The sequence below is a fragment of the Paenarthrobacter sp. CM16 genome (assembly GCF_013179505.1).
In the GTDB taxonomy this organism is placed as follows: domain Bacteria; phylum Actinomycetota; class Actinomycetes; order Actinomycetales; family Micrococcaceae; genus Arthrobacter.
This window is the reverse complement of record NZ_JABMCX010000040.1, coordinates 1-22,723: the sequence shown is the minus strand read 5'-3', so window position 1 is coordinate 22,723 and position 22,723 is coordinate 1. Positions and strand designations below refer to the sequence as shown.

Here is a 22,723-nt window from a genome sequence, read left to right as displayed (position 1 = left end):
CTCATAGCCGAAGTATAGTCAGGTCCCCTTGCTGAATCCGCAGTTGAGCAGGACAAACGCAATCTCAACATCAAGGCGCAACTGGCCCCTGGCGGCTCGGGAGCACTCGAACCGGCTGGCTTGGACGGCCTTGTAGCCCGTCCCCTCAAGCTACTCGCGGCAAGCGGGGGCAACTGGTAGCTCTTCCAGGAGAGTGCAGTCCGGCCCACAGAACTCATCTCAAACTCCATCCTGGGCTTCGGACGTTGGCTCAACAAAGAAGGCAGACCGGACCTCTTCGCGCGGACCCTTCTTTCCGCAGACTCTCACGCACTGCGGCCGCGTTCCATCCTTCCAAGGGCATCACCGCTGGTATCCCAACCCCCACCTCCCCACCCACCCCCTTGACTCCCACCCCCACCTTCCCTAGACTTTTCATAAAGCAGAATCTAAATTCCACAAAGCGGAAACTGAGGCCAAGCATGAAGGCCGAAGCGAAGCACCCGGAAGATAGATCCAAGCCCCTCCTCGGAAGGACCTACGATGACGTACACAGTGAACTGCTCCATCCTCCTGACTGAGCTGCCCTTGCTCGAGCGCCCCGCCGCCGCGAAGGCAGCCGGTTTTGACGCCGTCGAGTTCTGGTGGCCCTTCGCTAGTTCGGTTCCCACCGACAAAGAGACCATAGAGTTTGAAACAGCCATCAAGGACGCCGGCGTTCAGCTCACGGGCCTGAACTTCAACGCTGGCAACATGCCTGGCGGCGACCGCGGCCTGGTGTCCTGGAAGGGACGTTGCTCCGAGTTCAAGGACAACATCGACGTCGTAGCCGGCATTGGTGAGCGCCTCGGATGCAAGGCCTTCAACGCCCTCTACGGCAACCGCCAGGACGAGTTCACCCCTGAAGAGCAGGATGAACTCGCCGCCAAGAACCTCGCCGCAGCAGCGGAGGGCGTCGCCCGAATCGGCGGCACCGTCCTCCTCGAACCGGTCAGCGGCGCACCCAAGTACCCGCTCCTCACCGCCGAAGACGCACTCAAGGTCATCGCCCGCGTCAAGGCAGAATCCGGCGCACAGAACATCAAGCTCCTCGCCGACTTCTACCACCTGGCAGTCAACGGCGACGACGTCGAATCCGTCATCGAGAACCACGCCAAGGACTTCGGCCACATCCAGATCGCCGACAACCCCGGCCGCGGCGCTCCCGGAACCGGCACGCTCCCCCTCGGCGAATGGATCGCCCGCAGCCGCGAACTCGGCTACGACGGCTACATCGGCCTCGAGTACAAGGAACCGCAGGAATCAGCTTTCAGCTGGGCCAGCCGCCAGCGCGCCAACGCCAACTAGCGAACGACGGCGGCGCTCACCACAGCGGCGGCGCTCACCAAATAGCCCGCACGAGTTAAAACACAGACTTTCAGAAAGAGAACCACAATGAGCAACGTTGCAGTCATCGGACTCGGAATCATGGGCCTTCCCATGGCCATCAACCTCGTCAAGGCCGGCCACACGGTCACCGGTTTCAACCGCAGCCAGGACAAGATCGACAAGCTCGTCTCCGAAGGCGGCCAGGGTGCCACCAGCATCGCGGACGCAGTCAAGGACGCCGACGTCGTCATCACCATGGTCCCGGACTCCCCCGATGTTGAGGGCGTAGTCAGCGGCAAGGATGGCGTCTTCGCCAACGCGAAGAAGGGCACCCTCTGGATCGACGCATCCAGCATCCGCCCGGACGTCGCCAAGCGCCTCTCCGACGACGCCGTAGCAGCAGGCATCCGCCCGCTCGACGCACCGGTATCCGGCGGCGAACAAGGCGCTATCGACGCCGTCCTGTCCATCATGGTCGGCGGCGAAGCGGCTGACTTCGAGGCAGCACAGGATGTCCTCAACGCAGTGGGCAAGACCATCGTCCATGTCGGCCCGTCCGGCTCAGGCCAGACCGTGAAGGCTGCAAACCAGCTGATCGTGGCCGTCAACATCCAGGTACTCGGCGAGGCCATCGCCTTCCTTGAGGCCTACGGCGTAGACACCGACGCAGCACTGAAGGTCCTCGGCGGCGGCTTGGCCGGCTCCAAGGTCCTGGACCAGAAGGGTCAGAAGATGCTCGACCGCAACTTCGACCCCGGCTTCCGCCTGGCCCTCCACCACAAGGACCTCGGCATCGTCACCTCCGCAGCCCGCGAAGCCAACGTCGCTGTCCCGCTCGGCGCAGTCGTCGCCCAGCTCGTCGCCGCAACCGTCAACCAGGGCGACGGCGGCCTCGACCACTCGGGTCTCTTCAAGCAGGTCCTCCAGCTCAGCGGCCGTAAGTAAGCAGCCCGGCAAAGCCGGACAAAAGCAACACAAAGCAGGGAACCCGCCGTCGTACTTAAACGACGGCGGCTCCCTCACCACACCCAAAAACACCACAGACTTCGCCCGCAAGGGCAAAAAACAAGGAGTACACCATGGCAAAGATGCGCACCGTTGATGCGGCCGTAGCCATCCTGGAAAAGGAAGGCGCAACCGAAGCTTTCGGTCTGCCCGGCGCAGCGATCAACCCCTTCTACTCAGCAATGCGTGCCCACGGCGGCATCCGCCACACGCTGGCCCGCCACGTTGAAGGCGCCAGCCACATGGCTGACGGTTACAGCCGCGCAGCTGATGGCAACATTGGCATCTGCATCGGCACCTCGGGCCCCGCAGGCACGGACATGATCACTGGCCTGTACGCAGCCCAGGCCGATTCCATCCCCATGCTCTGCATCACCGGCCAGGCACCCGTTGCCAAGCTGCACAAGGAAGACTTCCAGGCTGTGGACATCGAGTCCATCGCCAAGCCGTTGACCAAGTTCGCCATGACCATCCTGGAGCCGGGCCAGGTTCCCGGCGCGTTCCAGAAGGCCTTCCAGCTGATGCGCTCGGGTCGCCCGGGCCCGGTTCTGCTGGACCTGCCCATCGACGTTCAGATGGCCGAGATCGAGTTCGACATCGACGCCTACGAGCCCCTGCCGGTGGAGAAGCCCAAGGCTTCCCGCAAGCAGCTGGAAAAGGCTTTGGACCTGCTGACCGCTGCCAAGCACCCGCTGATCGTTGCCGGTGGCGGCATCATCAACGCCGGCGCTTCGGCCCAGCTGGTTGAACTGGCCGAGATCCTGAACGTTCCTGTTATCCCCACGCTGATGGGCTGGGGTGCCATCCCGGACGACCACCAGCTGATGGCCGGCATGGTTGGCCTGCAGACCTCGCACCGCTACGGCAACGAGACGTTCCTGCAGAGCGACTTCGTGATCGGCATCGGCAACCGTTGGGCCAACCGCCACACCGGCGGCCTGGACACCTACACGGCCGGCCGCAAGTTCGTGCACATCGACATTGAGCCGACGCAGATCGGTCGTGTTTTCTCCCCGGACTTGGGCATAGCGTCCGACGCCGGTGCGGCGCTGGACGGTCTGTTGGAGCTGGCTCGCGAACGCCAGGCTGCAAAGACCCTGCCGGACTACTCGGGCTGGGTCGCCGAGTGCCAGGAGCGCAAGGGCTCCCTGCACCGCAAGACCAACTTCAACAACGTGCCCATCAAGCCGCAGCGCGTGTACCAGGAGATGAACAAGGCCTTCGGCCGCGACACCACCTACGTGTCCACCATTGGTCTCTCGCAGATCGCCGGCGCACAGATGCTGCACGTGTTCGGCGCCCGCAAGTGGATCAACGCAGGCCAGGCCGGCCCGCTGGGTTGGACCGCTCCCGCCGCTCTGGGCGTGGTTCGTGGAACCCCGGATGCCACCGTTGTTGCCCTGTCCGGTGACTACGACTTCCAGTTCATGATCGAGGAACTGGCCGTTGGTGCACAGTTCAACCTGCCGTACATCCACGTTGTGGTGAACAACAGCTACCTGGGCCTGATCCGTCAGAGCCAGCGCGGCTTCAACATGGAACAGAACGTTTCCCTGGCCTTCGAGAACATCAACTCCCCGGAGACCAACGGCTACGGCGTGGACCACATCAAGGTTGCCGAGGGCTTGGGCTGCAAGGCCATCCGCGTTGAGGACCCCAACGATCTGCCTGCTGCTTTCGACAAGGCCAAGGCACTGATGGGCGAGTTCAAGGTTCCCGTGGTTGTTGAAGTGATCCTGGAAAAGATCACCAACATCTCCATGGGCGTTGAGATCAACGGCGTGAACGAGTTCGAAGAGCTGGCAGAAACCGCGGCGGACGCACCCACCGCGATCCTGACCAAGGCCTAGAGAAAACAGTAAGGAGGCACCGGAATGCGTGTTGTCATCGCCCCGGACAAATTCAAGGGCTCGCTGTCCGCGCCCGACGTCGCCAAGCACCTGGCAACAGGCCTGCTGGCGGGGTTCGGCAAAGGCATTGAAGCAACACGCATTCCGGTGGCCGACGGCGGCGAAGGAACCATCGACGCCGCCATCGGCTCCGGCTTCACCCGCCGGACCACCACCGTCACAGGCCCGCTTGGCGAGCCGGTGAAGGCCGACTTCGCAGTGCGGGACCAGGAAGCCGTCATCGAAATGGCCGCGGCTTCCGGTCTGGCCCTCCTGCCGGACGGCCCCACCTCTGAAACAGCCAAGACGGCAACCAGCATCGGCACGGGCGAACTCATCCGCGCCGCACTGGACCTCGGCTGCCGCAAGATCATCCTGGGTGTAGGCGGCAGCGCCAACACCGACGCCGGTGCAGGAGTCCTGCAGGGCCTCGGCGCCGTGTTCCTGGATAAGGACGGCAAGGAACTTCCGGGCGGCGGTGCAGCTCTCGCCGAAATCGAGACCATCGATTTCTCCAACTTCGACGTCCGCGTTGAGGCAACGGAGTTCGTGTTGGCGTCCGACGTCGACAATCCCCTTTTGGGGGCCAGCGGAGCCCCAGCCATCTTCGGTCCGCAGAAGGGCGCGACGCCGGACGACGTCGCCGAACTGGACGCGGCAGCAAGCCACTTCGTGGACGTGCTCGCAGCAACCACCGGGCAGCACGCCAAGTACGCGGCCAAAGCCGAAGGCGCCGGAGCAGCAGGGGGCGTTGGCTACATTGCCATCGCAGCGCTGAAGGCAGAGCGCCGGCCGGGCATCGACGTCGTGCTTGAATTCACTGAACTCGAGCACAGGCTCAAGGGCGCCGACCTGGTAATCACCGGAGAAGGCAGCCTGGACGAGCAAAGCCTGCTCGGCAAGACCCCCATGGGCGTCTCCCGCGCGGCGCAACGGAACGGGGTTCCCGTGATCGCAGTGTGCGGCCGGAGTACCCTGAGCCGTGAACAACTCACGGATGCCGGCTTCCACACGGTCCACGCACTGACCGATCTGGAAAAAGATGTCCAAAAATGTATCGCTGAAGCAGGTCCGTTGCTTGAACAATTAGGTAGGCACATAGGCGTGTACCTGGCGGAACGGACCGAAAACAAGGAGTACCTCAATGTCTGAAGCAATCGGCGCCTATGACCTCGTTATCCGGGGCCAGCGCATCCTGACCACCGCCGGCCTCGCAGCCCGCGAAGTTGGCATCCGCGACGGCATCATCGTCGCCATCGAACCCCTGGGCAACGGACTGACGGGCAACGAGGTCATTGAACTCGCAGACGACGAAACCCTCATCCCCGGCCTGGTGGACACCCACGTCCACGTCAACGAGCCCGGCCGCACCGAGTGGGAAGGCTTCGCCTCCGCCACCCGTGCCGCAGCCGCCGGTGGCGTCACCACCATAATCGACATGCCGCTGAACAGCATCCCGCCCACCACCAGCGTGGACGGCCTGGAGCAGAAGCGCGTGGTCGCCAAGGACCAGGCTTTTGTGGACGTCGGATTCTGGGGCGGTGCCATCCCCGGCAACAAGAGCGATCTCCGCCCGCTGCACGACGAAGGCGTTTTCGGCTTCAAGTGCTTCCTCCTGCACTCCGGCGTGGACGAGTTCCCGCACCTGGACGCTGACGAGATGGAAGAGGACATGGCTGAGCTCAAGTCCTTCGACTCCCTCATGATCGTCCACGCTGAGGACTCCCACGCCATTGATCGCGCCCCGCACCCCGGCGGCGACCACTACGAAACCTTCCTGGCCTCCCGCCCCCGCGGCGCCGAGAACAAGGCCATCGCCGAGGTCATCGAACGCGCCCGCTGGACCGGCGCCCGCGCCCACATCCTGCACCTCTCCTCCTCGGATGCGCTTCCCATGATCGCCTCAGCAAAGCGCGACGGCGTCAACCTCACCGTTGAGACGTGCCCGCACTACCTGACCCTCATGGCCGAAGAAATCCCCGACGGCGCCACGGCCTACAAGTGCTGCCCGCCCATCCGTGAAGCCTCCAACCGCGAGCTCCTCTGGAAGGGCCTGCAGGAGGGCACCATCGACTGCATCGTCTCGGACCACTCCCCCTCCACACTGGATCTGAAGGACCTGGAGAACGGTGACTTCGCAGTAGCTTGGGGCGGCGTTTCCTCGCTCCAGCTGGGACTGTCCCTGATCTGGACCGAAGCCCGCCACCGCGGCATCCCGCTGGAACAGGTTGTCTCCTGGATGGCTGAGAAGCCCGCCGCCCTGGCCCGCCTGCACAACAAGGGCCAGCTCGCACTTGGCTACGACGCCGACTTCTCCATCTTCGCCCCGGACGAAGCCTTCGTTGTGGACGTCACCAAACTCAAGCACAAGAACCCGATCACGCCGTACGACGGCCGTCCGCTGGCCGGCGTCGTCCGCAAGACCTACCTGCGCGGCACCCCGATCGACGGCCAGAACCCCGGCGGCAAGCTGCTCCGCCGCGGCAACGTTTAGGTCAACCGTCATGGCAGTCAATGCCTATGGGCCGCCGCCGTCGCGAGGGCCCGCAGCACGCGGATCTTTCACGGGACGGCGGAGCAGCGTGAATGACCGGAACGGCCTCACCGCTCACGGGCTGGCCCTCTGGGTCAACCCGGCCGAGGGCGACGAGATCGATCCCGCAGTCTGGGAGCGGGCAGCACGCCTTGTGCTGGCCCGCGCCATGAAACTTGCCCCGGAGGCGGAAGTCCGCATCTGGCCCGCCACCGGGGCAGAGCACTCCGGCGTCGGCGACACTTCCTGGGGCGGCACTCCGCAGGAAGCCGCCGACGCCGGTACCAACCGTCCGGATTCAGCCACGGTAACGCTCGCCGATGCCCTCGCGGAGGCGCGTGCGGTGACCCGGGCGGAAGCCATGTCCGACGGCGGCGACAGCACCGAAGAGGGCGGCAGCACCGCCGTCGAGCCCGTAACGTTGGCCAGCCGCCGCAGCCAACTTGCGGTGGACCTCGCCGCTGAAGTAGTGCTGCTGGACGGCGAGCCGGTTTCCTTTACTGGCATGGAATACAAGCTGCTGCGCTACCTCGTGGTCAACTGCTCACGGGCCATCAGTCGTGAAGAATTGCAACGTTTTTTGGAGTCATTTGACCTTCCCGGCGCGGCATTTCGCTCGATCGACGTTTATGTTGGAAGGGTGCGGCGGAAGCTAGGCTCCGCCCGACACACCGTCGCCACCGTCCGTGGTGGCGGCTACCAGTTCGTGCCAGGCCCCTACGCCACGGTGCGCGGACCTGCGGAATACAGCATCTAGATTCGCTGTTGTAAAAGATCAACGCCCCGCAATTTGCATGATCGCTGTTGTTTGAAATGAAGGCCGGCTGTTTGCCGGTGAAACGTAAAGGATCGCCATGACCCAGAAACTCCTCGTCGGAACGCAAGCACCTGATTTCGCGCTTCTCGACGCCGACGGCACCAAGGTCTCGCTGTCCGACTACCGCGGACGCAACGTCATTGTGTACTTCTACCCGAAGGCGGCCACCCCCGGCTGCACCACCGAGGCCTGCGATTTCCGCGACAACCTCGCCAGCCTGCAGGGCAAGGGCTACGACGTCATCGGGATCTCCCCCGACGGCCCCGAGGACCTCGCAAAGTTCACTGGTGAATTCGCGCTGACCTTCCCGCTGCTCTCCGACGAAGACCACTCCGTTGCCCTCGCGTACGGCGCGTGGGGCGAGAAGTTGGTTGACGGCGAGATCGTGGAAGGCCTGGTCCGCTCCACCGTTGTCCTGGACGGCGAAGGCACCGTGAAGCTCACCCAGTACCAGGTCAGCGCCCAGGGCCACGTCCAGGCGCTCAAGGAAGAGCTGGGCGTCTAACCCTCTCCCACATCCCAAGGGCCTGAGCGAATCCCTCTCTCACATAACTGCACAAAACCTGTAACGCCCGCCCACTTTTGTGAGCGGGCGTTTCATGTGTCGTGACTAAACGTGACAAATACCCAGCAGCATTAGTTAATGGAGCCATGGTCTCTCCCACGCCCGTCCGCCACGCTGTAGTCGTCGAAGATGACGCCGACATCCGTGGACTCCTCGTCCTGGTCCTTGAGCAGCTCGACTTTGTGGTGACCGAAGCACCTGACGGCCTGTCCGGCGTCGAGGCTGTCCGCAACACCAACGCTGAATTGGTCACCCTCGATGTGAACCTCCCGGACATCGACGGCATGGAGGTGTGCAAACGTCTGCGCGAATTCTCGGATGCCTACATCCTGATGCTGACCGCCAGGGCGGATGAGATCGACCGCCTCAACGGCCTGGACATCGGTGCCGACGACTACATCAACAAGCCCTTCAGCCCCAAGGAACTCCAAGCCCGCATCCGGGCACTGTTCCGCCGGGCCCGCACACCCGCCGCTCCCGCCGAAGACACCGCCCAGATGGACGAACTTGCGCGCGCAGCCGTGGTGCAACAGAGCCTCCTGCCCCGCGAAACAGTCCGGCTTGAGGGATACGACGTCGCTGGCGCCTTCCGTCCCACCCGCAGCGTCGGCGGGGACTTCTACGACTGGTACCAGACCAGGGACGGCATGCACCTGACGTTCGCGGATGCCATGGGCAAGGGCATGGGTGCGGCCCTGATCGCAGCTACCGTCCGCGCCGTGATGCGTTCGGTAGCGGACACCCCGGCCATCGACGCCGCCTTCTCCTCGGCCAGCGCCACCATCACCACAGACCTGGATCAGTCCGGCTCCTTCGCCACCATGTTCCATGCGCGGCTGGACGCCCCTTCCGGAAGGCTCAGCTACATCGACGCCGGTCACGGCCTTGCGCTGTACATCCCCGCTGAGGGGGCGGTCCAGAGGCTGGTTTCCGCTGGCCCGCCGGTGGGCATCCTTGAAGGACAGCACTGGCCCGCCGCTGAGCTCCTCCTGGAACCCGGCGACACCCTGGTCATCGTCAGCGACGGCGTGCTGGACGCCCACGCTTCCCTCGAAGATTTCATCCGGAACGTGGAAAAGTCGGCGCGGAGCGAGGCAACCTCGGATGGCGTATGCGCCGCCCTTCTGGACTTGGCACCCGCTGCAACAGCCGAAGACGACGTGACCGCCGTCGTCGTTCGCAGAAAACTTGACGTCCGGCTCTAACGAACCACAAAAAGGGGGAATTGTGACACGTTTCTGGACTCGGCTGTTCGTTGTCCTGACAGTCATTTTGGGCGTCAACTACGTAGCGTGGCGCTGGATGGCGTCGCTGAACTGGGAGGCGTGGTGGATCGCCGTTCCGTTGGTGATCGCCGAAACGTACAGCCTCATTGACGTGATCCTGTTCGGCCTGACCGTGTGGAACCTCAAGATCCGCAAGCCACCGCCCCCTGCGCCGGACGACGCCACCGTGGACGTCTTCATCACCACCTACAACGAGCCACTGGATCTGGTGATGACCACGGCTCTGGCCGCCAAGGACATCCGCTGGCCGCACAGCACCTGGATACTCGACGACGGCGATCGCCCCGAGATGCGCCAACTCGCCGAGTCGCACGGGATTGGCTACGTGACGCGTGGCGCGGACTGGACGCCGGACATGCCGCGGCATGCCAAGGCGGGCAACCTGAACAACGCCCTCATGGTCACCTCGGGCGAATACTTGCTGATCCTCGACGCCGATCAGATCCCCGAGCCGGACATCCTGGACAAGACGCTGGGCTACTTCAACGATGACCGCGTGGCGCTGGTCCAGACCCCTCAATACTTCATCAACGTCCCCGCCGACGATCCCCTGGGCAGCCAGGCACCTCTGTTCTACGGCCCCATCCAACAGGGCAAGGACGGCTGGAACGCGGCGTTCTTCTGCGGCTCCAACGCCATCCTCCGCCGGGAAGCCCTCATGCAGCTGGGCTTGGTGGGCTACGTCAAAGCCACCGCGGACAGCGTGCGCCGGGCCCTGGCTGCTTCCCGCTCGGCCATCAAGAAAGCGCGGCGCTCGGCAGAGGCCGAAAACCCCTTGGTGGAGCAAATGCTCAACGAGGTAGAGGCCGCCACCAACGCCGCCCAGCAGGAACTCGAAGCACGGGCGCCCCTGAGCGAAATCACGTACCGGGTCCGCCGCAAAGTGGACGAAGCCGTGCGCACCCTGGTGGCCGCCGACTTCTCCGCGCTGCAGGCCGACCTCGAAGAAATCGCCGCGATGGAACTCGCCCACGTCGGAGAGTCGGGCGTGACCACGGTGGCGAGTGACGCCGTCGACCGCATGTCCGGACGCGACTGGTCCCCGCTGGGTGCGCTGGAATCGGTCCACGCCATCTTGTCCGCCATCTCCGTGGAACGCACTGACGAGGCACAGCCGATCATGCCGCTGGCCACCATCTCCGTCACCGAGGATATGGCCACGTCCATGCGCCTGCACGGCCTGGGCTGGAAGAGCGTGTATCACCACGAAATCCTGGCCAACGGACTGGCCCCTGAAGACCTCAAGACCATGCTCACCCAACGCCTCCGCTGGGCCCAAGGCACCATGCAGGTCCTCCTTCGCGAGAACCCGCTGGTGCAACGCCGGATGTCCTGGGGCCAGCGGCTCATGTACTTCTCCACCATGTGGAGCTACCTGAGCGGCTTCGCTGCCGTGGTGTACTTCGCCGCGCCCATCATTTACCTGACGCTGGGCATCCTGCCGGTGAGCAGCCTCAGCCTGGACTTCTTCATCCGTTTCATCCCGTTCATGGTGGTGAACCAGCTGCTGTTTGTGGTGGCAGGGCACGGCATCCCCACCTGGCGCGGGCAGCAGTACAGCCTTGCGCTGTTCCCCACCTGGATCAAGGCATGCACGACGGCGGCGCGGAACGTTTGGTTCGGACGCCCCCTCGGGTTTGCCGTCACCCCCAAGGCACGCCAGAGCGGCGGCCCGAGTTGGAGCCTGATCCGGCCGCAGATCATTGTGGCGGTCTTGTTGGCCATCGCGTTGGTGGTGGGTATTGCCCGGCTGCTAACCGGCCTCTCCGAACCCCTGGGAACCTTGGTCAATGTTGCCTGGGTGGCGTACGACCTTGTGGTCCTGAGCGTGCTGGTCAAGGCAGTTTTGTATAAGGGCTTTGTGCCTGCAGGCGATGTGCCTGAAGGTATCGGCCCCGAAGATGTTGGGCCCGAGCGCCCCGAGGAAAGGAACGCAGATGCAGTTTAGCTATGAGGTCAAGGACTCCTACGCGGAGGTGAAGAGCGTCGGCCGCCTGAACATGGTGGCAGCGCCCAAGCTTCGCGAGGTAGTGAACGAGGTTGTAGCCGGTGGATCCAGCAGGGTTGTGGTCAACCTGGCCGAGACGGACTTCATGGATTCCTCGGGTCTCGGTGCCCTCATCGGTTGCCTCAAGGCTGCCCGCCAGGCAGGTGGCGACCTCCGGATTGCCGGCGTTCAACCCCAGGTGAAGATGGTCCTGGAACTGACCAACATGGACCGAGTGCTCACGGCGTACTCCACGGCCGAAGAGGCGTTCGGAGATGACTGAGGTCATCGCCCGACGGGGGTTCCACGGGCCTTCCAACGAGGAAGCCATCGAGGCCATCCACAATGAGCTCGATGCCTTGTGGGACGACGCCTCGTTCGTGCCCGACATGGACAGGATGACCTTCGCTACGGCCGTCATCGAGGCGGCAGCGAATATTGTGCAGCACGCGCTCCCGGTGGCGGAGAAGCCCGTGGAGATCGACGTCGACATCAGCGTCCGGCCTTCCCGACTGATCGCGAAGGTCAGTGCCTACAACGCCCGCGAGCCGTTCGCCAACGACATGCAGGCTTCGATGCCGGATTCGGATGCGGAATCCGGGCGCGGATTGGCCCTCATCGAGGCTCTGGTGACCACGGTCACGTTCGAGCGCCAGGACGGCACCAACACCTGGATCCTCACCCGCAACACCTGACCCTCTGCCACATCCCACCCCCCTGAGCCCAACCCTCTCCCACATCCCACCCCCGCTGGGCCCAACCCCCTCCCACATCCCACCCCCTTGAGCCCAACCCTCTCCCACATCCCACCCTCTTAAGCCCAACCCTCTCCCACCGGCATGGGTCGTTCTGCCCATCGCCAAGCGAAACGCGACCTGACAGCATTCGGTGAGGTCCGCCGTCGAACGTTAACCGGAAATTGGGGACTAAATGAACCGCAGCACGTACCTTAAGCCTTGGGCACTGGCTGCTGCCCTGGCGCTGATGGCGACTGCGGGCTGCGGCAATACCCCGGACGGACCCACCCGGGAACCAAGCAGTGCACCCCCGGTTACGGCCAGCCCGGCGCCCGTGGCGGAGAGTGTCGCCAAGTACGACGCCCTGCGTGCCGACCTTGTTGCCGCACTGGAAAAGCAGATGCCGGACATTACATGGTCCGTTGACGAGGATGCGTCGGTGACCCAAACCAAAGACGGCACCTGCGTTTTCCATCCCCAAACCATGAAAAGCAGCGCGGACATCGTGAAACCCTCACGGAACTTTGAAGAGGTATTCGCCGCCGCGGATCCCATCCTGCAACAGCACGGGTTCCCGGCGTTCGACGGAACTGACCCCACCCCGGGAGGCTGGGTGGTCACCCGCAGCACCGACGCTGCGGGCGCCACGGTGACCATCCGCTCGAAGTTTCCGGCCTACCTCGACATCACCGCACCCGTGCAGTCCGAAAGCTGCGATGCCAGCGAAATTCCCCAGGGGGACAAGTAATGCCCGGATTCTATGGCGCCGACATTGAACAGCTGCGGGCACTGGCAAAGACCATGTCCCGGCACTCGGAACGGATGACCTCCCTATCCGCGGAGCTGGGTCACCTGATCAGCAATGCGCGCTGGGATGGCCGGGATGCTGCGATGTTCCGGGCTTCCTGGGACTCCGAGCACCGCCCCATGCTGAAGAAGATCTCCAGCGAACTGCAGACCCAGGCCAAGGAGTTGATCCGCAATGCGGACCAGCAGGACAAGTCCAGCTCCGGAGCATCCGGCAGCGCTTCCGGGCGGGGAGACTCGAACCCGCCCGGCGACCCGGGACCGCTGGACCCGGACATGCCCGACGTCGATGTGCCCGGCGATGTCCGCAACGATCCCGACGCCGGCGACCCCGCCGACATCAACCAGGGACAGATCGGCGACTGCTGGTTGCTGGCAGGTATCGGTTCCGTGGCCCAGGTGCTGGAGCGCGAAGGCAAGCTGGACGAGTTCCTCGAATCACACATGCGTCCGGTCGGCGATCCTCCGACGCACTGGGTGGTCACGCTCTACGAAGACGGCGAGCCTGTGGAAGTCACTGTGGAGGCCAAGTCCACGGAAGGCGGTGTCCGCGGGGCCGACGGCGAACCCAACTGGCTTTCCATCTACGAACGCGCAGCAGCTGAGCACCGCGGCGGATCCTATGACGACATCGACGGCGGCTTCAGCAATGAGGCCATGGAACTGATGACCGGGCAGTCCGCCGACAAGGACGGCGAGCTGGACTTTGACGATATCGAGGACAAACTCTCCGACGGCCAAGCTATTTCCGTGGGCACCGAAGACGTCAAGGACGACGACTTCGATTGGGTCTGGGAGTCTGAAGAAGTCAACCGAACCGACGTCGTGCCTAACCACGCATACGTTGTGGTTGATGTGAAAACCAACGACGACGGCGACAAAGTGATCGTCCTTGCCAACCCATGGGGGCCCTCCGGCGGTTACATGGAAGGCGACGACGACCATAAGTCAGGAACGCTGGAACTCACCGAAGATGAGTACAAGGAAAACTTTGACTCCGTGTACTCCGTGGACGTGAAGTAAGGATGGCCATGGAACAGCTGGTTACAGTCAAGCAAGGCATGCAACCCACCTTCGACGGCGTCAAAGTGGGCGTGGTCAAGATCGGCAGGGCTGATGGTGCTCCCGCCATCCAGTTCTGGATCCGGACCGCCGAACAGCAGCGCAAGCAGGCGTTCCGCGAGGGCCAGTCGATCACGCTGCCGGGCGCAGGCTTGCTGACCGTCACCTCGATCCAGCCCGCCGAGGGCACCACCGTCGCCTCCGCGACCTTGACGTACGACGCCGGTCACGTCACCGATTGACGGTTGACGGCCCGGGATGTGAGAGCGGGACGGCCCCAAGCACGCGGGACGTGCCAGAGGGTTGGCCCCAAGCACGCGGGACGTGCCAGAGGGTTGGCCCCAAGCACCCTGGACGTGAGAGAGCGACGGCCCCAAGCACGCGGGACGTGCCAGAGCGTCAGGCTTTGGCGATCGCCTCTTTCAGCGCCCCCAGCACCAGGGTGACCGAGGCACTGTTGGCGTTCGGGCCCATCATGCCGATCCTCCACACGGTGTCCGCGAACTCCCCCACGCCCGAGCCGATTTCCATACTGAAGTGCTCCAGAAGGTAAGCGCGGACGGCGGCCGAGTTGACGCCGTCGGGCACTTTGACCGTGGTGAGGCTTGGCAACCGGGAGCCTTCGGCGGCGAATAGTTCCAGCCCCATTTCCTGCAGCCCGTTCTGCAGAGCCTCCCCGGCAGCGCGGTGCCGTGCCTGCACCACGTCCAACCCCTCGGCGAGAATCCGGTCCAAAGCAGCTTCGAGCCCGGCGATCATGGTCACGGGCGCGGTGTGGTGATAGGTCCGGGCGCCACTGGCCGCTCCGACGTACCCGCCGAGCAAACCGATATCGAGGTACCAGGATTGCGGATCCTTGACGCGCCGCTCGAAGGCGCGATCGGATACGGTGAACGGCGACAGTCCCGGTGGAACACCCAAGCATTTCTGTGTCCCGGCATATCCGACGTCGATCCCCCAGTCGTCCGCCGACAACTCCAGTCCGCCAATGGACGTAACGGCATCGGTGATCAGCAGGGCATCGCCCTTGCCGGCACCGAGCGCGGCGATGTCGGAAATGACCCCCACGGACGTTTCAGCATGGACCGCCGCGATGACTTTCGGATTCGGGTGCGCAGAAAGCACACGGTCGGCATCCACGGGCTGGCCCCATTCGTGGTCAACCCGGACCACCGTGGCCCCGCAGCGCCGTGCGACCTCGCACATGCGGGCCCCAAATAGTCCGTTAACAGCGATCACTGCCACGTCGCCGTCGGACACGGTGTTCACGAAGGCGGCTTCCATGCCGCCGGAACCTGTGGCACTCAACGGAAGTGTCCGCGCGTTGGACGTGCCCCAGACTGTCCGGAGACCCTCGCAGGTGTGGTCGAGCCGCTCGATGAACACCGGGTCGAGGTGCCCCAGCACGGGATAGGCCAGGGCGGCCATGGCTTCGGGGTAGCAATTGCTCGGGCCGGGACCGAACAGGAACCGGGACGTCAGAATGTGCGGCATGTGCGAACTCCTTCAGCTGGTTGAGGTCATTCTGCCCCAGCCTGCTGTGTGGAGCGAACCAACCGCGTTCCAGCACGCCGCAGCAGAAACTGATCCGTGCCCCAAACGGCGAGCGCACCCAGCGCAAATACCGCGCCCAGGACGCTGGCGCCGGCCCAGCCCCAAGCGTCGTAGACCGGCGCAACAGCCGCTGCCCCCATGGCGCTGCCCACAGAGTAGAACACCATGTAGCTGCCGATGATGCTGCTGGCCGACTCTTCAGCGCCTGCCACGATCATGGTTTGGCTGCTGACGTGGACGGCCTGCACGGCGGCGTCCAGGATGATGATGCCAACGATGAACCAGATCAGCGACCACGCGCCGATGGACAACACCACCCATGAACCGAGGAGTGCCAGCAGGCTTGCGAGCGTGACCCGTTGGCCCCATCCGCGATCCGCGGCACCACCTGCCCGGGACGCCGCCACCACGCCCACGAGCCCGGCCAGGCCGAAGAGCCCGATCAGCCCCGGTGGAAGGTTCCACGCGGGTCCGCTGAGCAGCAGGGCCATGCCGCTCCACAGCACCCCGAAGGACGCGAACAGCAGCATGGTGATGAGTGCACGCGTCCGGAAAACGGGGTTTCGCCGCGTTAGGACCACCACCGATGAAACAGCCCGCCAATAGCGTCCCTCACCGTTCCCGGCTGGTTCCCGGGGCAGGGCACGAAATACCGCGACCGCCAGGACCGCACCTGCCACCCCCGCGAGAACGTAGACCGACCGCCATCCCCACAGGTCTGTCAGACCTCCCGCCAGCGTGCGGGCAAGGATAATGCCGCTCACGACGCCGGCAGTGACGGTGCCGATGCTTCCGCCCCTTTGCTCGGGGGTACTGGAGGCGGCGGTATGCGCCACGATGGTCTGCACCACCGAGGAGGCGAGTCCAAGAATCCCGAAAGCAAGCAGCAAGGCTGTTGGAGTTGTTGCAAGGGCCACGGCACACGCTCCCACGGCGCTTGCGGCCACTTGGACGCTGATGAGAATCCGGCGGTCCACCATGTCTCCCAGTGGCACCAGGAGAACCAGCCCCAGCAGATATCCGGCTTGGGATGCCGCCACAATCCATCCAACCGCAGCTATGGGGATCCCTAAGTCGGTTCCCATGCGCTCAAGAAGGGGCTGTCCGTAGTAGATGTTGGCCACCATGAACCCTGCTGCCACGGCGAGAAGAAGGAGTAGCCCGCGGTCGGGTTTCGTCAGGGAGTAAGGGCTCACAACGCCTCCAGGGTTTGGTTTCAAGATGCAACCATCGGAGCCTATGGCAGAATGGTTGCATGTTGCAACCAAGTGGTCTCGAGTGGACAGATCCTGAATGTCCCGTAGCAAGGGCAGCCGATCTTGTAGGGGACAAGTGGACCCTGCTCATCATTCGGGACTCACTGGACGGCAAGCGGAGATTCTCGGAGTTCGAGAAATCACTGGGAGTGGCCAAGAACATCCTTTCGGACCGCCTTCGCCTTCTTGTGGACAGAGGCCTCCTGGCCAGGATCCCCAACCAGAGCGGCACCCGGAGCCAGTACGAACTGACGGACGCGGGCCGAGACCTCTTCACCCTGATCCTCAGCCTGCGGCAGTGGGGTGAGCGCAATGCCTTCACCGCCGGCGAGTCACATTCGGTTCTCATTGACCCCTCAACCGGGCAACCGGTTCCCGAAGTGCGGCCACTCAGCGCGGACGGCCAGGAGCTCGGCCCCGATCAGGCGCTCCTGGTCAAAGTCGGCCAACCGCTGCCTGAAGCCGCACGCTAACGGGCTCCGCACCCAGGAATCTCCAAGCCCAAACTGCTAAGGTTACTCACCAATACCGAGGCCGCCACGGATAGGGGACACAAGTGACGACTGAAGGAAAAGAGGCGCCGGAGCAGGGCGTCCGCGGCGAAGTCAGCCAGGACAGGTTTGTTGCCGGGCAGGACCTGACTAATTGGAAGTCCCCCGCGGGCCGAACGCTGGCTCGGGGCGCCGAGAAGGTCACCTCCCTGCTGGGACCCTACGCGGCCCTCATCATCACGCTGGTAGTGGGCCTTGCCGCGGCATTGTCCCTGGCACTGGTCTTTGGCGAAGTGTACGAGTCCGTCACGGAGGCCGATGGCGTGGCAGGCTTGGATGACCCCTTCCTGGCCGGGGCAAAGAGCGTCCGCTCCCCCGCCCTGGATGCAGGGGTTACCGCGTACACCAACATTGGCGGCACCGTGGGCATGCCCATCATTGCCGTGGGCATCATGATTTTCCTGGCCACCAAACGGCGATCATGGACGCCGGTCATCCTGATGCTCGCCGCCGGACTGGGCTCACTGATCATCACCATCCTGGGCAAGCCGCTCTTCGGCCGGGCACGCCCGGACCTGGCCGATGCCATCCCTCCCTACGAACATTCGGCGTCATTTCCCAGCGGCCATTCACTGAACTCGATCGTGATTGCCGGAATCGTGGCGTACTTGATCATCCTCAGGCTCAAGACCACCAAGGCCAGGGTGATCACTGTGGTGGTTGCCGCAGCGTTCGCCTTCACAATGGGCCTCAGCCGCGTCTATCTTGGCCATCATTGGTTGACCGATGTGCTGGCCGCCTGGGCCATTGGGGTCGCCTGGCTTGCCTTGGTCATTACTGCCCATCGCCTCTACCTGACAGTGCGGACCCGACGCCACAGCGCGGTAGTCTCTTGACACCAGGCCGATGACTCGGCTTAACTGAATTACGTATGCTGAAATAACAGTTCCATGATGCGGAAGCTCGAAAGCATAAGGCTTCCTCCGGCAACAGCTGGAGTTCCGCATAGCCCACACCATGGATGCCAGCATTTGCACGAGGATGTCACAAGCATGGAGCTTGCAGAATTCAACAGTGTTGACCGGGCCGAGGCCATCAGGATCCTGACCCCCTGCCTGGATATCAGCCGCTGGGTGGAAGCCATCGCAGACGCGCGGCCCTTCACCACCGTCGACGACCTTCTGGGCCAAGCCCGGAAGGCCGCCCAACCCTTCAACGCCGCCGAGGTTGAGTCCGCCATGGCGCACCACCCCCGCATTGGCGAACGCCCCAAGGCCCAGACCACCGAGGCCGCAATGTCGCGTTCGGAGCAGGCCGGAGTGGATCCGGGTGACACCGCGATCACCGCTGCCCTGGCCGAGGGCAATCGGGCCTATGAGGAAAAGTTCGGCAGGGTCTTCCTGATCCGCGCCGCCGGCCGCAGTGCCCGGGAAATGCTCACCGCCCTCCAGGAACGCATCACCCACACCCCCGAAGAAGAAGACACAATCGTGGCCGGCCAGCTACGGGAGATCGCGCTGCTGCGTCTTTCCGGGCTGATCAGCGAAGGAGTCAACGCATGAGCGTTTCACAAGTAACCACACACATCCTGGACACCGGTTCCGGCCGCCCGGCGGCGGGTGTCGCCGTCGTACTTTACGTTCGCGAAGGCGACGACTGGACCCTGGTGGCGAAGGGCGAAACCGACGCCGACGGCCGCATCAAGACCCTTGGTCCCGAGCGGATTCCCGGCGGCGCTTACCGCCTGAACTTCGCCACCGGCGCCTACTACGAGGGCCTCGGCATTGAGACGTTCTTCCCCGAAGTGGACTTGAACTTCACAGTTTCCGACGCCGGCGAGCACTACCATGTGCCACTCCTGCTGAGCCCGTTCGCGTTCTCGACGTACCGCGGCAGCTGACTCCAGAACTTTGTGTACAGATAATGCCCTTAAGGTGACTCCTTAGGGGCATTATCTGTACACAAACCCGGAACGGTACGCTTTAACGCATGGCTTCAGAGGACACCACCCCCAACTCCGCCCGTCGCGAGATCACGGTTCGCCGGGCACCCAAGTTTGTACCCTTCATGATTTTGGGGGCCGTGGTGGGTGCGATCGTGGCCGCCATCATCGCGTACGGCCGCCAAGCCGACCCCGCTTTCGACGCCGGCACGGTCTTTGGTTTCTTCCTCATTGTCTGCGCGGGCGGCGGCGTCATCCTGTTCTCCATCCTCGCCCTGGTCCTGGACCGCATCAGCGTCAAGCGCTCCCGGCGCGCCGTGGTGGAAGCCGTCCCGGATTCGGTCCCTGATGAAGGACCAGAGCACGACGACGTCCGCTAAGTCAGGCGACCGACGCGCCTCTTCGCAGGGGTGCTGAATGTGAGACACACCGCATTTTCGCGGCAACACCCCTGTTCTGCGCCCGTTCCCGGGGTCATATAGCCCGCGGGGGAACGTACCACGGCCACAACATGAGACAATCGACCAGTGGCACGTGGCGACGGAAAACTTTCTCATGATCTTCTCCCCGGCGAAAAAGGCCCCCAGGACGCTTGTGGCGTCTTCGGGGTTTGGGCTCCCGGTGAAGAAGTAGCAAAACTCACCTATTACGGGCTGTATGCGCTGCAGCACCGCGGACAAGAATCGGCTGGTATTGCTACCAGTGACGGCAAGCGCATCAATGTCTATAAGGACATGGGGCTTGTGTCCCAGGTCTTCGATGAGACAACCCTGAACACCCTTACCGGGCACCTGGCCGTTGGCCACTGCCGGTACTCCACCACCGGTGCAAGCCACTGGGCCAACGCGCAGCCAACGCTGGGTGCGACTGCAACCGGCACGGTTGCCCTGGCCCACAATGGCAACCTGACCAACACCGCTGAGCTCCGGGAAATGATCCTTGAGCGCAACGACGGCCAGCTGACCGGTGAAATGAAGCAGGGCAACACCTCGGACACCGCTTTGGTGACCGCGCTCCTTGAGGGTGAAGAGGGCAAGACCCTGGAGCAGACCGCTTTGGAGCTGCTGCCCAAGATCAAGGGTGGCTTCTGCTTCGTCTTCATGGATGAGGGAACCCTCTACGCAGCACGCGATACCTACGGCATCCGCCCGCTGTGCCTGGGCCGCCTGGAGCGCGGCTGGGTTGTCGCCTCCGAGCAGGCCGGCCTGGCCACCGTTGGCGCGAGCTTCATCCGCGAGATCGAGCCCGGCGAATTCATTGCCATCGATGAAGAGGGCGTCCGCTCCCAGCGCTTCGCCGAGGCAACGCCCGCAGGCTGTGTCTTCGAATACGTTTACCTCGCCCGCCCGGATGCTGCCATCGCCGGCCGCTCCGTGTACGAGGCCCGTGTTGAGATGGGCCGCCAGCTGGCCCGCGAAAACACCCATGAGGCAGACCTCGTTATTCCGGTTCCCGAGTCCGGCACACCCGCAGCCGTGGGTTACGCCGAACAGTCCGGCATCCCGTTCGCACACGGCTTCGTCAAGAACGCCTACGTGGGCCGCACCTTCATCCAGCCCTCGCAGACACTGCGTCAGCTGGGTATCCGGCTCAAGCTCAACGCCCTGGAATCGGTGATCCGCGGCAAGCGCATTGTGGTGGTGGATGACTCGATCGTCCGCGGCAACACCCAGCGTGCCATCGTCCGGATGCTCCGCGAAGCCGGCGCCGCCGCGGTGCACGTGAAGATTTCCTCGCCCCCGGTTCAGTGGCCCTGCTTCTACGGCATCGACTTCGCGTCCCGCGCGGAACTGATCGCCAACGGCGCCACCATCGAGGAGATCTCCCAGGCGATCGGCGCTGACTCACTGGCCTACATCTCCGAAGACGGCATGATCGGCGCTACCCAGCAGCCGCGCGAACGCCTCTGCACGGCCTGCTTCACCGGCAAGTACCCCATCGAGCTGCCGCACGCGGACAAGCTGGGGAAGAACCTGCTGGAGCGCACCGACCTCGGCGGCCTGCCTCCTGCCTCTGAGGCCGATTCCGTGGATGATTCCGAGGACCCGGCCGAGAAGCCCGGCGCCACGGGGTGCGATCCCGGACCTGATGCCGAATTCGAAAACCTGCTTACCGACGCTGATCGTTTGACCGACGCCGACAAGAAAGAGTCTGTATGAGCTCCGCAACACCCGCCGCTGAGAATAACTCCGGTATCACCTACGCCTCCGCGGGTGTCGACGTCGAAGCGGGAGACCGCGCAGTCGAACTCATGAAGGGCGCCATCAAGGCGACGCACAACTCCTCGGTGATTGGCGGCGTCGGCGGTTTCGCCGGCCTGTACGACGTCTCAAAGCTACTGACCTACAAAAAGCCGCTGCTGGCAACGTCCACGGACGGTGTGGGTACCAAGGTGGCCATTGCCCAGGCCATGGACATCCACGACACCATCGGTTTCGACCTGGTGGGCATGGTGGTGGACGACATCGTTGTGGTGGGTGCTGAGCCGCTCTACATGACCGATTACATTGCTTGCGGCAAGGTTGTCCCCGAGCGCATCGCTGACATCGTCCGCGGTATCGCTGCAGCCTGCTCCGTTGCCGGCACCGCCCTGGTGGGTGGCGAAACCGCTGAGCACCCGGGTCTTTTGGGTGAGCACGAGTACGACGTCGCGGGTGCCGCAACAGGCATCGTCGAGGCCGACGCCCTCCTCGGCCCGGACCGCGTCCGCGCCGGCGATGTTGTGATCGGCATGGCATCCTCCGGCCTGCACTCCAACGGCTACTCCCTGGTCCGCCGCGTCATCAACCACGCCGGCTGGGCCCTGGACCGCCAGGTCTCCGAACTCGGCCGCACGCTGGGCGAAGAACTCCTGGAGCCCACCCGCGTCTACGCAGCTGACTGCCTCGACCTCGCCCGCACCTTCCCGGTGCACTCGGCCAACGCCGTTCACGGCTTCAGCCACGTCACCGGTGGCGGCCTGGCTGCCAACCTGGCACGTGTCCTCCCGCAGGGCCTTGTGGCAACAGTGGACCGCAACACCTGGGAACTGCCCGCCATCTTCAAGCTGGTTTCCGAGCTCGGCAACGTCCCGCTGGCCGACCTTGAGCGCACGCTGAACCTCGGCGTGGGCATGGTGGCCATCGTTTCCGCCGAAGCAGCCGACGCCGCTGTGGCCCGCCTCAACGATCGCGGACTGCCGTCCTGGGTCATGGGTACGGTCTCGGCTGACAGCGACTCGATCGACAAGACCGGCCCGGATTACGTCCAGGGTGCCAAGGGCGTCGACGGCGGCGCTGTCCGTTTGGTGAACGCCTACGCCTAAGCGCGTTATTGCTTCATAAAGGGAGCGGCCGGGCAGTGATGAACTGCCCGGCCGCTCTTTTTTGCTACGTGGTTCTACGTCTGGATCGTGGTTCTACGTCTGGATCAAGCTCAGGATTCCGCCCTGCGGATCCTGAATAGT

General features: G+C 64.0%; 22 protein-coding genes and 1 pseudogene. 21 read left to right on the top strand and 2 right to left on the bottom strand.

Going from position 1 to position 22,723, the window contains the following annotated elements:
• Nucleotides 1-522 precede the first annotated feature (522 nt).
• The 14 genes and pseudogenes from HP499_RS05400 (at nt 523) to HP499_RS05335 (ending at nt 14,277) form a co-directional block, all read left to right on the top strand.
• Nucleotides 523-1,326 (top strand): hydroxypyruvate isomerase family protein, encoded by an 804-nt coding sequence (locus HP499_RS05400; RefSeq protein WP_172322880.1) that lies wholly within the window; start codon nt 523-525, stop codon nt 1,324-1,326.
• A gap of 81 nt (nt 1,327-1,407) precedes the next feature.
• A pseudogene (locus HP499_RS05395) lies at nt 1,408-2,292 on the top strand (2-hydroxy-3-oxopropionate reductase); the annotation flags it as partial.
• 134 nt (nt 2,293-2,426) lie between these two features.
• Nucleotides 2,427-4,202, top strand: a complete 1,776-nt coding sequence (gcl, locus tag HP499_RS05390) for a glyoxylate carboligase (RefSeq protein WP_172322879.1) — start codon at nt 2,427-2,429, stop codon at nt 4,200-4,202.
• A gap of 24 nt (nt 4,203-4,226) precedes the next feature.
• Nucleotides 4,227-5,393, top strand: a complete 1,167-nt coding sequence (locus HP499_RS05385; RefSeq protein ID WP_172322878.1) for a glycerate kinase — start codon at nt 4,227-4,229, stop codon at nt 5,391-5,393.
• Entirely contained in the window at nt 5,386-6,735 is a 1,350-nt protein-coding gene (gene allB / locus HP499_RS05380; protein WP_026543500.1) for an allantoinase AllB, read from the top strand. The genes HP499_RS05385 and allB overlap by 8 nt, the downstream gene beginning before the upstream one ends.
• A 10-nt stretch (nt 6,736-6,745) precedes the next feature.
• Nucleotides 6,746-7,531 (top strand): winged helix-turn-helix domain-containing protein, encoded by a 786-nt coding sequence (locus tag HP499_RS05375; protein ID WP_172322877.1) that lies wholly within the window; start codon nt 6,746-6,748, stop codon nt 7,529-7,531.
• A 97-nt stretch (nt 7,532-7,628) separates the two neighbouring features.
• Nucleotides 7,629-8,096 carry a thioredoxin-dependent thiol peroxidase gene (gene bcp / locus HP499_RS05370; protein WP_011776131.1) on the top strand — a complete coding sequence of 156 codons (468 nt, stop codon included), beginning with the start codon at nt 7,629-7,631 and terminating at the stop codon, nt 8,094-8,096.
• A gap of 146 nt (nt 8,097-8,242) precedes the next feature.
• Nucleotides 8,243-9,361, top strand: coding sequence for a PP2C family protein-serine/threonine phosphatase (locus HP499_RS05365; RefSeq protein WP_172322876.1), 1,119 nt, complete (start codon nt 8,243-8,245; stop codon nt 9,359-9,361).
• Between the two features lie 22 nt (nt 9,362-9,383).
• On the top strand, nt 9,384-11,390 hold the full coding sequence (locus tag HP499_RS05360; protein ID WP_172322875.1) for a glycosyltransferase family 2 protein: 2,007 nt from the start codon (nt 9,384-9,386) through the stop codon (nt 11,388-11,390).
• Nucleotides 11,380-11,712: an STAS domain-containing protein gene (locus HP499_RS05355; RefSeq protein ID WP_026543495.1), complete on the top strand. Its 333-nt coding sequence runs from the start codon at nt 11,380-11,382 to the stop codon at nt 11,710-11,712. Before HP499_RS05360 ends, HP499_RS05355 begins: the two co-directional genes overlap by 11 nt.
• On the top strand, nt 11,705-12,124 hold the full coding sequence (locus HP499_RS05350; protein WP_172322874.1) for an ATP-binding protein: 420 nt from the start codon (nt 11,705-11,707) through the stop codon (nt 12,122-12,124). The genes HP499_RS05355 and HP499_RS05350 overlap by 8 nt, the downstream gene beginning before the upstream one ends.
• Nucleotides 12,125-12,359: 235 nt before the next feature.
• Nucleotides 12,360-12,914: a hypothetical protein gene (locus HP499_RS05345; protein WP_172322873.1), complete on the top strand. Its 555-nt coding sequence runs from the start codon at nt 12,360-12,362 to the stop codon at nt 12,912-12,914.
• Nucleotides 12,914-13,996, top strand: coding sequence for a C2 family cysteine protease (locus tag HP499_RS05340; RefSeq protein WP_172322872.1), 1,083 nt, complete (start codon nt 12,914-12,916; stop codon nt 13,994-13,996). The genes HP499_RS05345 and HP499_RS05340 overlap by 1 nt, the downstream gene beginning before the upstream one ends.
• 8 nt (nt 13,997-14,004) lie before the next feature.
• Entirely contained in the window at nt 14,005-14,277 is a 273-nt protein-coding gene (locus HP499_RS05335; protein ID WP_172322871.1) for a hypothetical protein, read from the top strand.
• Between the two features lie 157 nt (nt 14,278-14,434).
• Here HP499_RS05335 and HP499_RS05330 read toward each other — a convergent pair whose 3' ends face one another.
• Together HP499_RS05330 and HP499_RS05325 are read right to left on the bottom strand one after the other, a co-directional pair.
• Nucleotides 14,435-15,529, bottom strand: coding sequence for an alanine--glyoxylate aminotransferase family protein (locus tag HP499_RS05330; protein ID WP_172322870.1), 1,095 nt, complete (start codon nt 15,527-15,529; stop codon nt 14,435-14,437).
• Between the two features lie 26 nt (nt 15,530-15,555).
• Nucleotides 15,556-16,785 carry an MFS transporter gene (locus HP499_RS05325; protein ID WP_309138341.1) on the bottom strand — a complete coding sequence of 410 codons (1,230 nt, stop codon included), beginning with the start codon at nt 16,783-16,785 and terminating at the stop codon, nt 15,556-15,558.
• A gap of 59 nt (nt 16,786-16,844) precedes the next feature.
• Between HP499_RS05325 and HP499_RS05320 the strand changes: the two genes are divergently transcribed.
• The 7 genes from HP499_RS05320 to purM all read left to right on the top strand — a co-directional run bounded on the left by HP499_RS05320 (nt 16,845) and on the right by purM (nt 22,582).
• Nucleotides 16,845-17,318, top strand: coding sequence for a helix-turn-helix domain-containing protein (locus HP499_RS05320; RefSeq protein WP_172322869.1), 474 nt, complete (start codon nt 16,845-16,847; stop codon nt 17,316-17,318).
• An 83-nt stretch (nt 17,319-17,401) separates the two neighbouring features.
• Nucleotides 17,402-18,232, top strand: coding sequence for a phosphatase PAP2 family protein (locus HP499_RS05315; RefSeq protein WP_172322868.1), 831 nt, complete (start codon nt 17,402-17,404; stop codon nt 18,230-18,232).
• A 156-nt stretch (nt 18,233-18,388) separates the two neighbouring features.
• Nucleotides 18,389-18,898 (top strand): 2-oxo-4-hydroxy-4-carboxy-5-ureidoimidazoline decarboxylase, encoded by a 510-nt coding sequence (gene uraD, locus HP499_RS05310; protein WP_172322867.1) that lies wholly within the window; start codon nt 18,389-18,391, stop codon nt 18,896-18,898.
• Entirely contained in the window at nt 18,895-19,236 is a 342-nt protein-coding gene (gene uraH / locus HP499_RS05305) for a hydroxyisourate hydrolase (RefSeq protein WP_172322866.1), read from the top strand. The genes uraD and uraH overlap by 4 nt, the downstream gene beginning before the upstream one ends.
• 89 nt (nt 19,237-19,325) lie before the next feature.
• Nucleotides 19,326-19,658 carry a hypothetical protein gene (locus HP499_RS05300; protein ID WP_172322865.1) on the top strand — a complete coding sequence of 111 codons (333 nt, stop codon included), beginning with the start codon at nt 19,326-19,328 and terminating at the stop codon, nt 19,656-19,658.
• Between the two features lie 147 nt (nt 19,659-19,805).
• Nucleotides 19,806-21,437, top strand: coding sequence for an amidophosphoribosyltransferase (gene purF / locus HP499_RS05295; RefSeq protein WP_172322864.1), 1,632 nt, complete (start codon nt 19,806-19,808; stop codon nt 21,435-21,437).
• The gene (gene purM, locus HP499_RS05290) at nt 21,434-22,582 is read left to right on the top strand and encodes a phosphoribosylformylglycinamidine cyclo-ligase (RefSeq protein ID WP_062068092.1); all 1,149 of its coding nucleotides are present in this window, start codon (nt 21,434-21,436) and stop codon (nt 22,580-22,582) included. The genes purF and purM overlap by 4 nt, the downstream gene beginning before the upstream one ends.
• Nucleotides 22,583-22,723 lie beyond the last annotated feature (141 nt).

Coding starts and splice junctions, on each gene's coding strand:
- HP499_RS05400 (WP_172322880.1), top strand. CDS start 523: ATGACGTACACAGTGAACTGCTCCATCCTCCTGACTGAGCTGCCCTTG.
- HP499_RS05320 (WP_172322869.1), top strand. CDS start 16,845: ATGTTGCAACCAAGTGGTCTCGAGTGGACAGATCCTGAATGTCCCGTA.
- HP499_RS05335 (WP_172322871.1), top strand. CDS start 14,005: ATGGAACAGCTGGTTACAGTCAAGCAAGGCATGCAACCCACCTTCGAC.
- HP499_RS05365 (WP_172322876.1), top strand. CDS start 8,243: ATGGTCTCTCCCACGCCCGTCCGCCACGCTGTAGTCGTCGAAGATGAC.
- uraH (WP_172322866.1), top strand. CDS start 18,895: ATGAGCGTTTCACAAGTAACCACACACATCCTGGACACCGGTTCCGGC.
- HP499_RS05375 (WP_172322877.1), top strand. CDS start 6,746: ATGGCAGTCAATGCCTATGGGCCGCCGCCGTCGCGAGGGCCCGCAGCA.
- HP499_RS05300 (WP_172322865.1), top strand. CDS start 19,326: ATGGCTTCAGAGGACACCACCCCCAACTCCGCCCGTCGCGAGATCACG.
- gcl (WP_172322879.1), top strand. CDS start 2,427: ATGGCAAAGATGCGCACCGTTGATGCGGCCGTAGCCATCCTGGAAAAG.
- HP499_RS05330 (WP_172322870.1), bottom strand. CDS start 15,529: ATGCCGCACATTCTGACGTCCCGGTTCCTGTTCGGTCCCGGCCCGAGC.
- HP499_RS05345 (WP_172322873.1), top strand. CDS start 12,360: ATGAACCGCAGCACGTACCTTAAGCCTTGGGCACTGGCTGCTGCCCTG.
- allB (WP_026543500.1), top strand. CDS start 5,386: ATGTCTGAAGCAATCGGCGCCTATGACCTCGTTATCCGGGGCCAGCGC.
- uraD (WP_172322867.1), top strand. CDS start 18,389: ATGGAGCTTGCAGAATTCAACAGTGTTGACCGGGCCGAGGCCATCAGG.
- HP499_RS05350 (WP_172322874.1), top strand. CDS start 11,705: ATGACTGAGGTCATCGCCCGACGGGGGTTCCACGGGCCTTCCAACGAG.
- purM (WP_062068092.1), top strand. CDS start 21,434: ATGAGCTCCGCAACACCCGCCGCTGAGAATAACTCCGGTATCACCTAC.
- bcp (WP_011776131.1), top strand. CDS start 7,629: ATGACCCAGAAACTCCTCGTCGGAACGCAAGCACCTGATTTCGCGCTT.
- HP499_RS05385 (WP_172322878.1), top strand. CDS start 4,227: ATGCGTGTTGTCATCGCCCCGGACAAATTCAAGGGCTCGCTGTCCGCG.
- HP499_RS05355 (WP_026543495.1), top strand. CDS start 11,380: ATGCAGTTTAGCTATGAGGTCAAGGACTCCTACGCGGAGGTGAAGAGC.
- HP499_RS05340 (WP_172322872.1), top strand. CDS start 12,914: ATGCCCGGATTCTATGGCGCCGACATTGAACAGCTGCGGGCACTGGCA.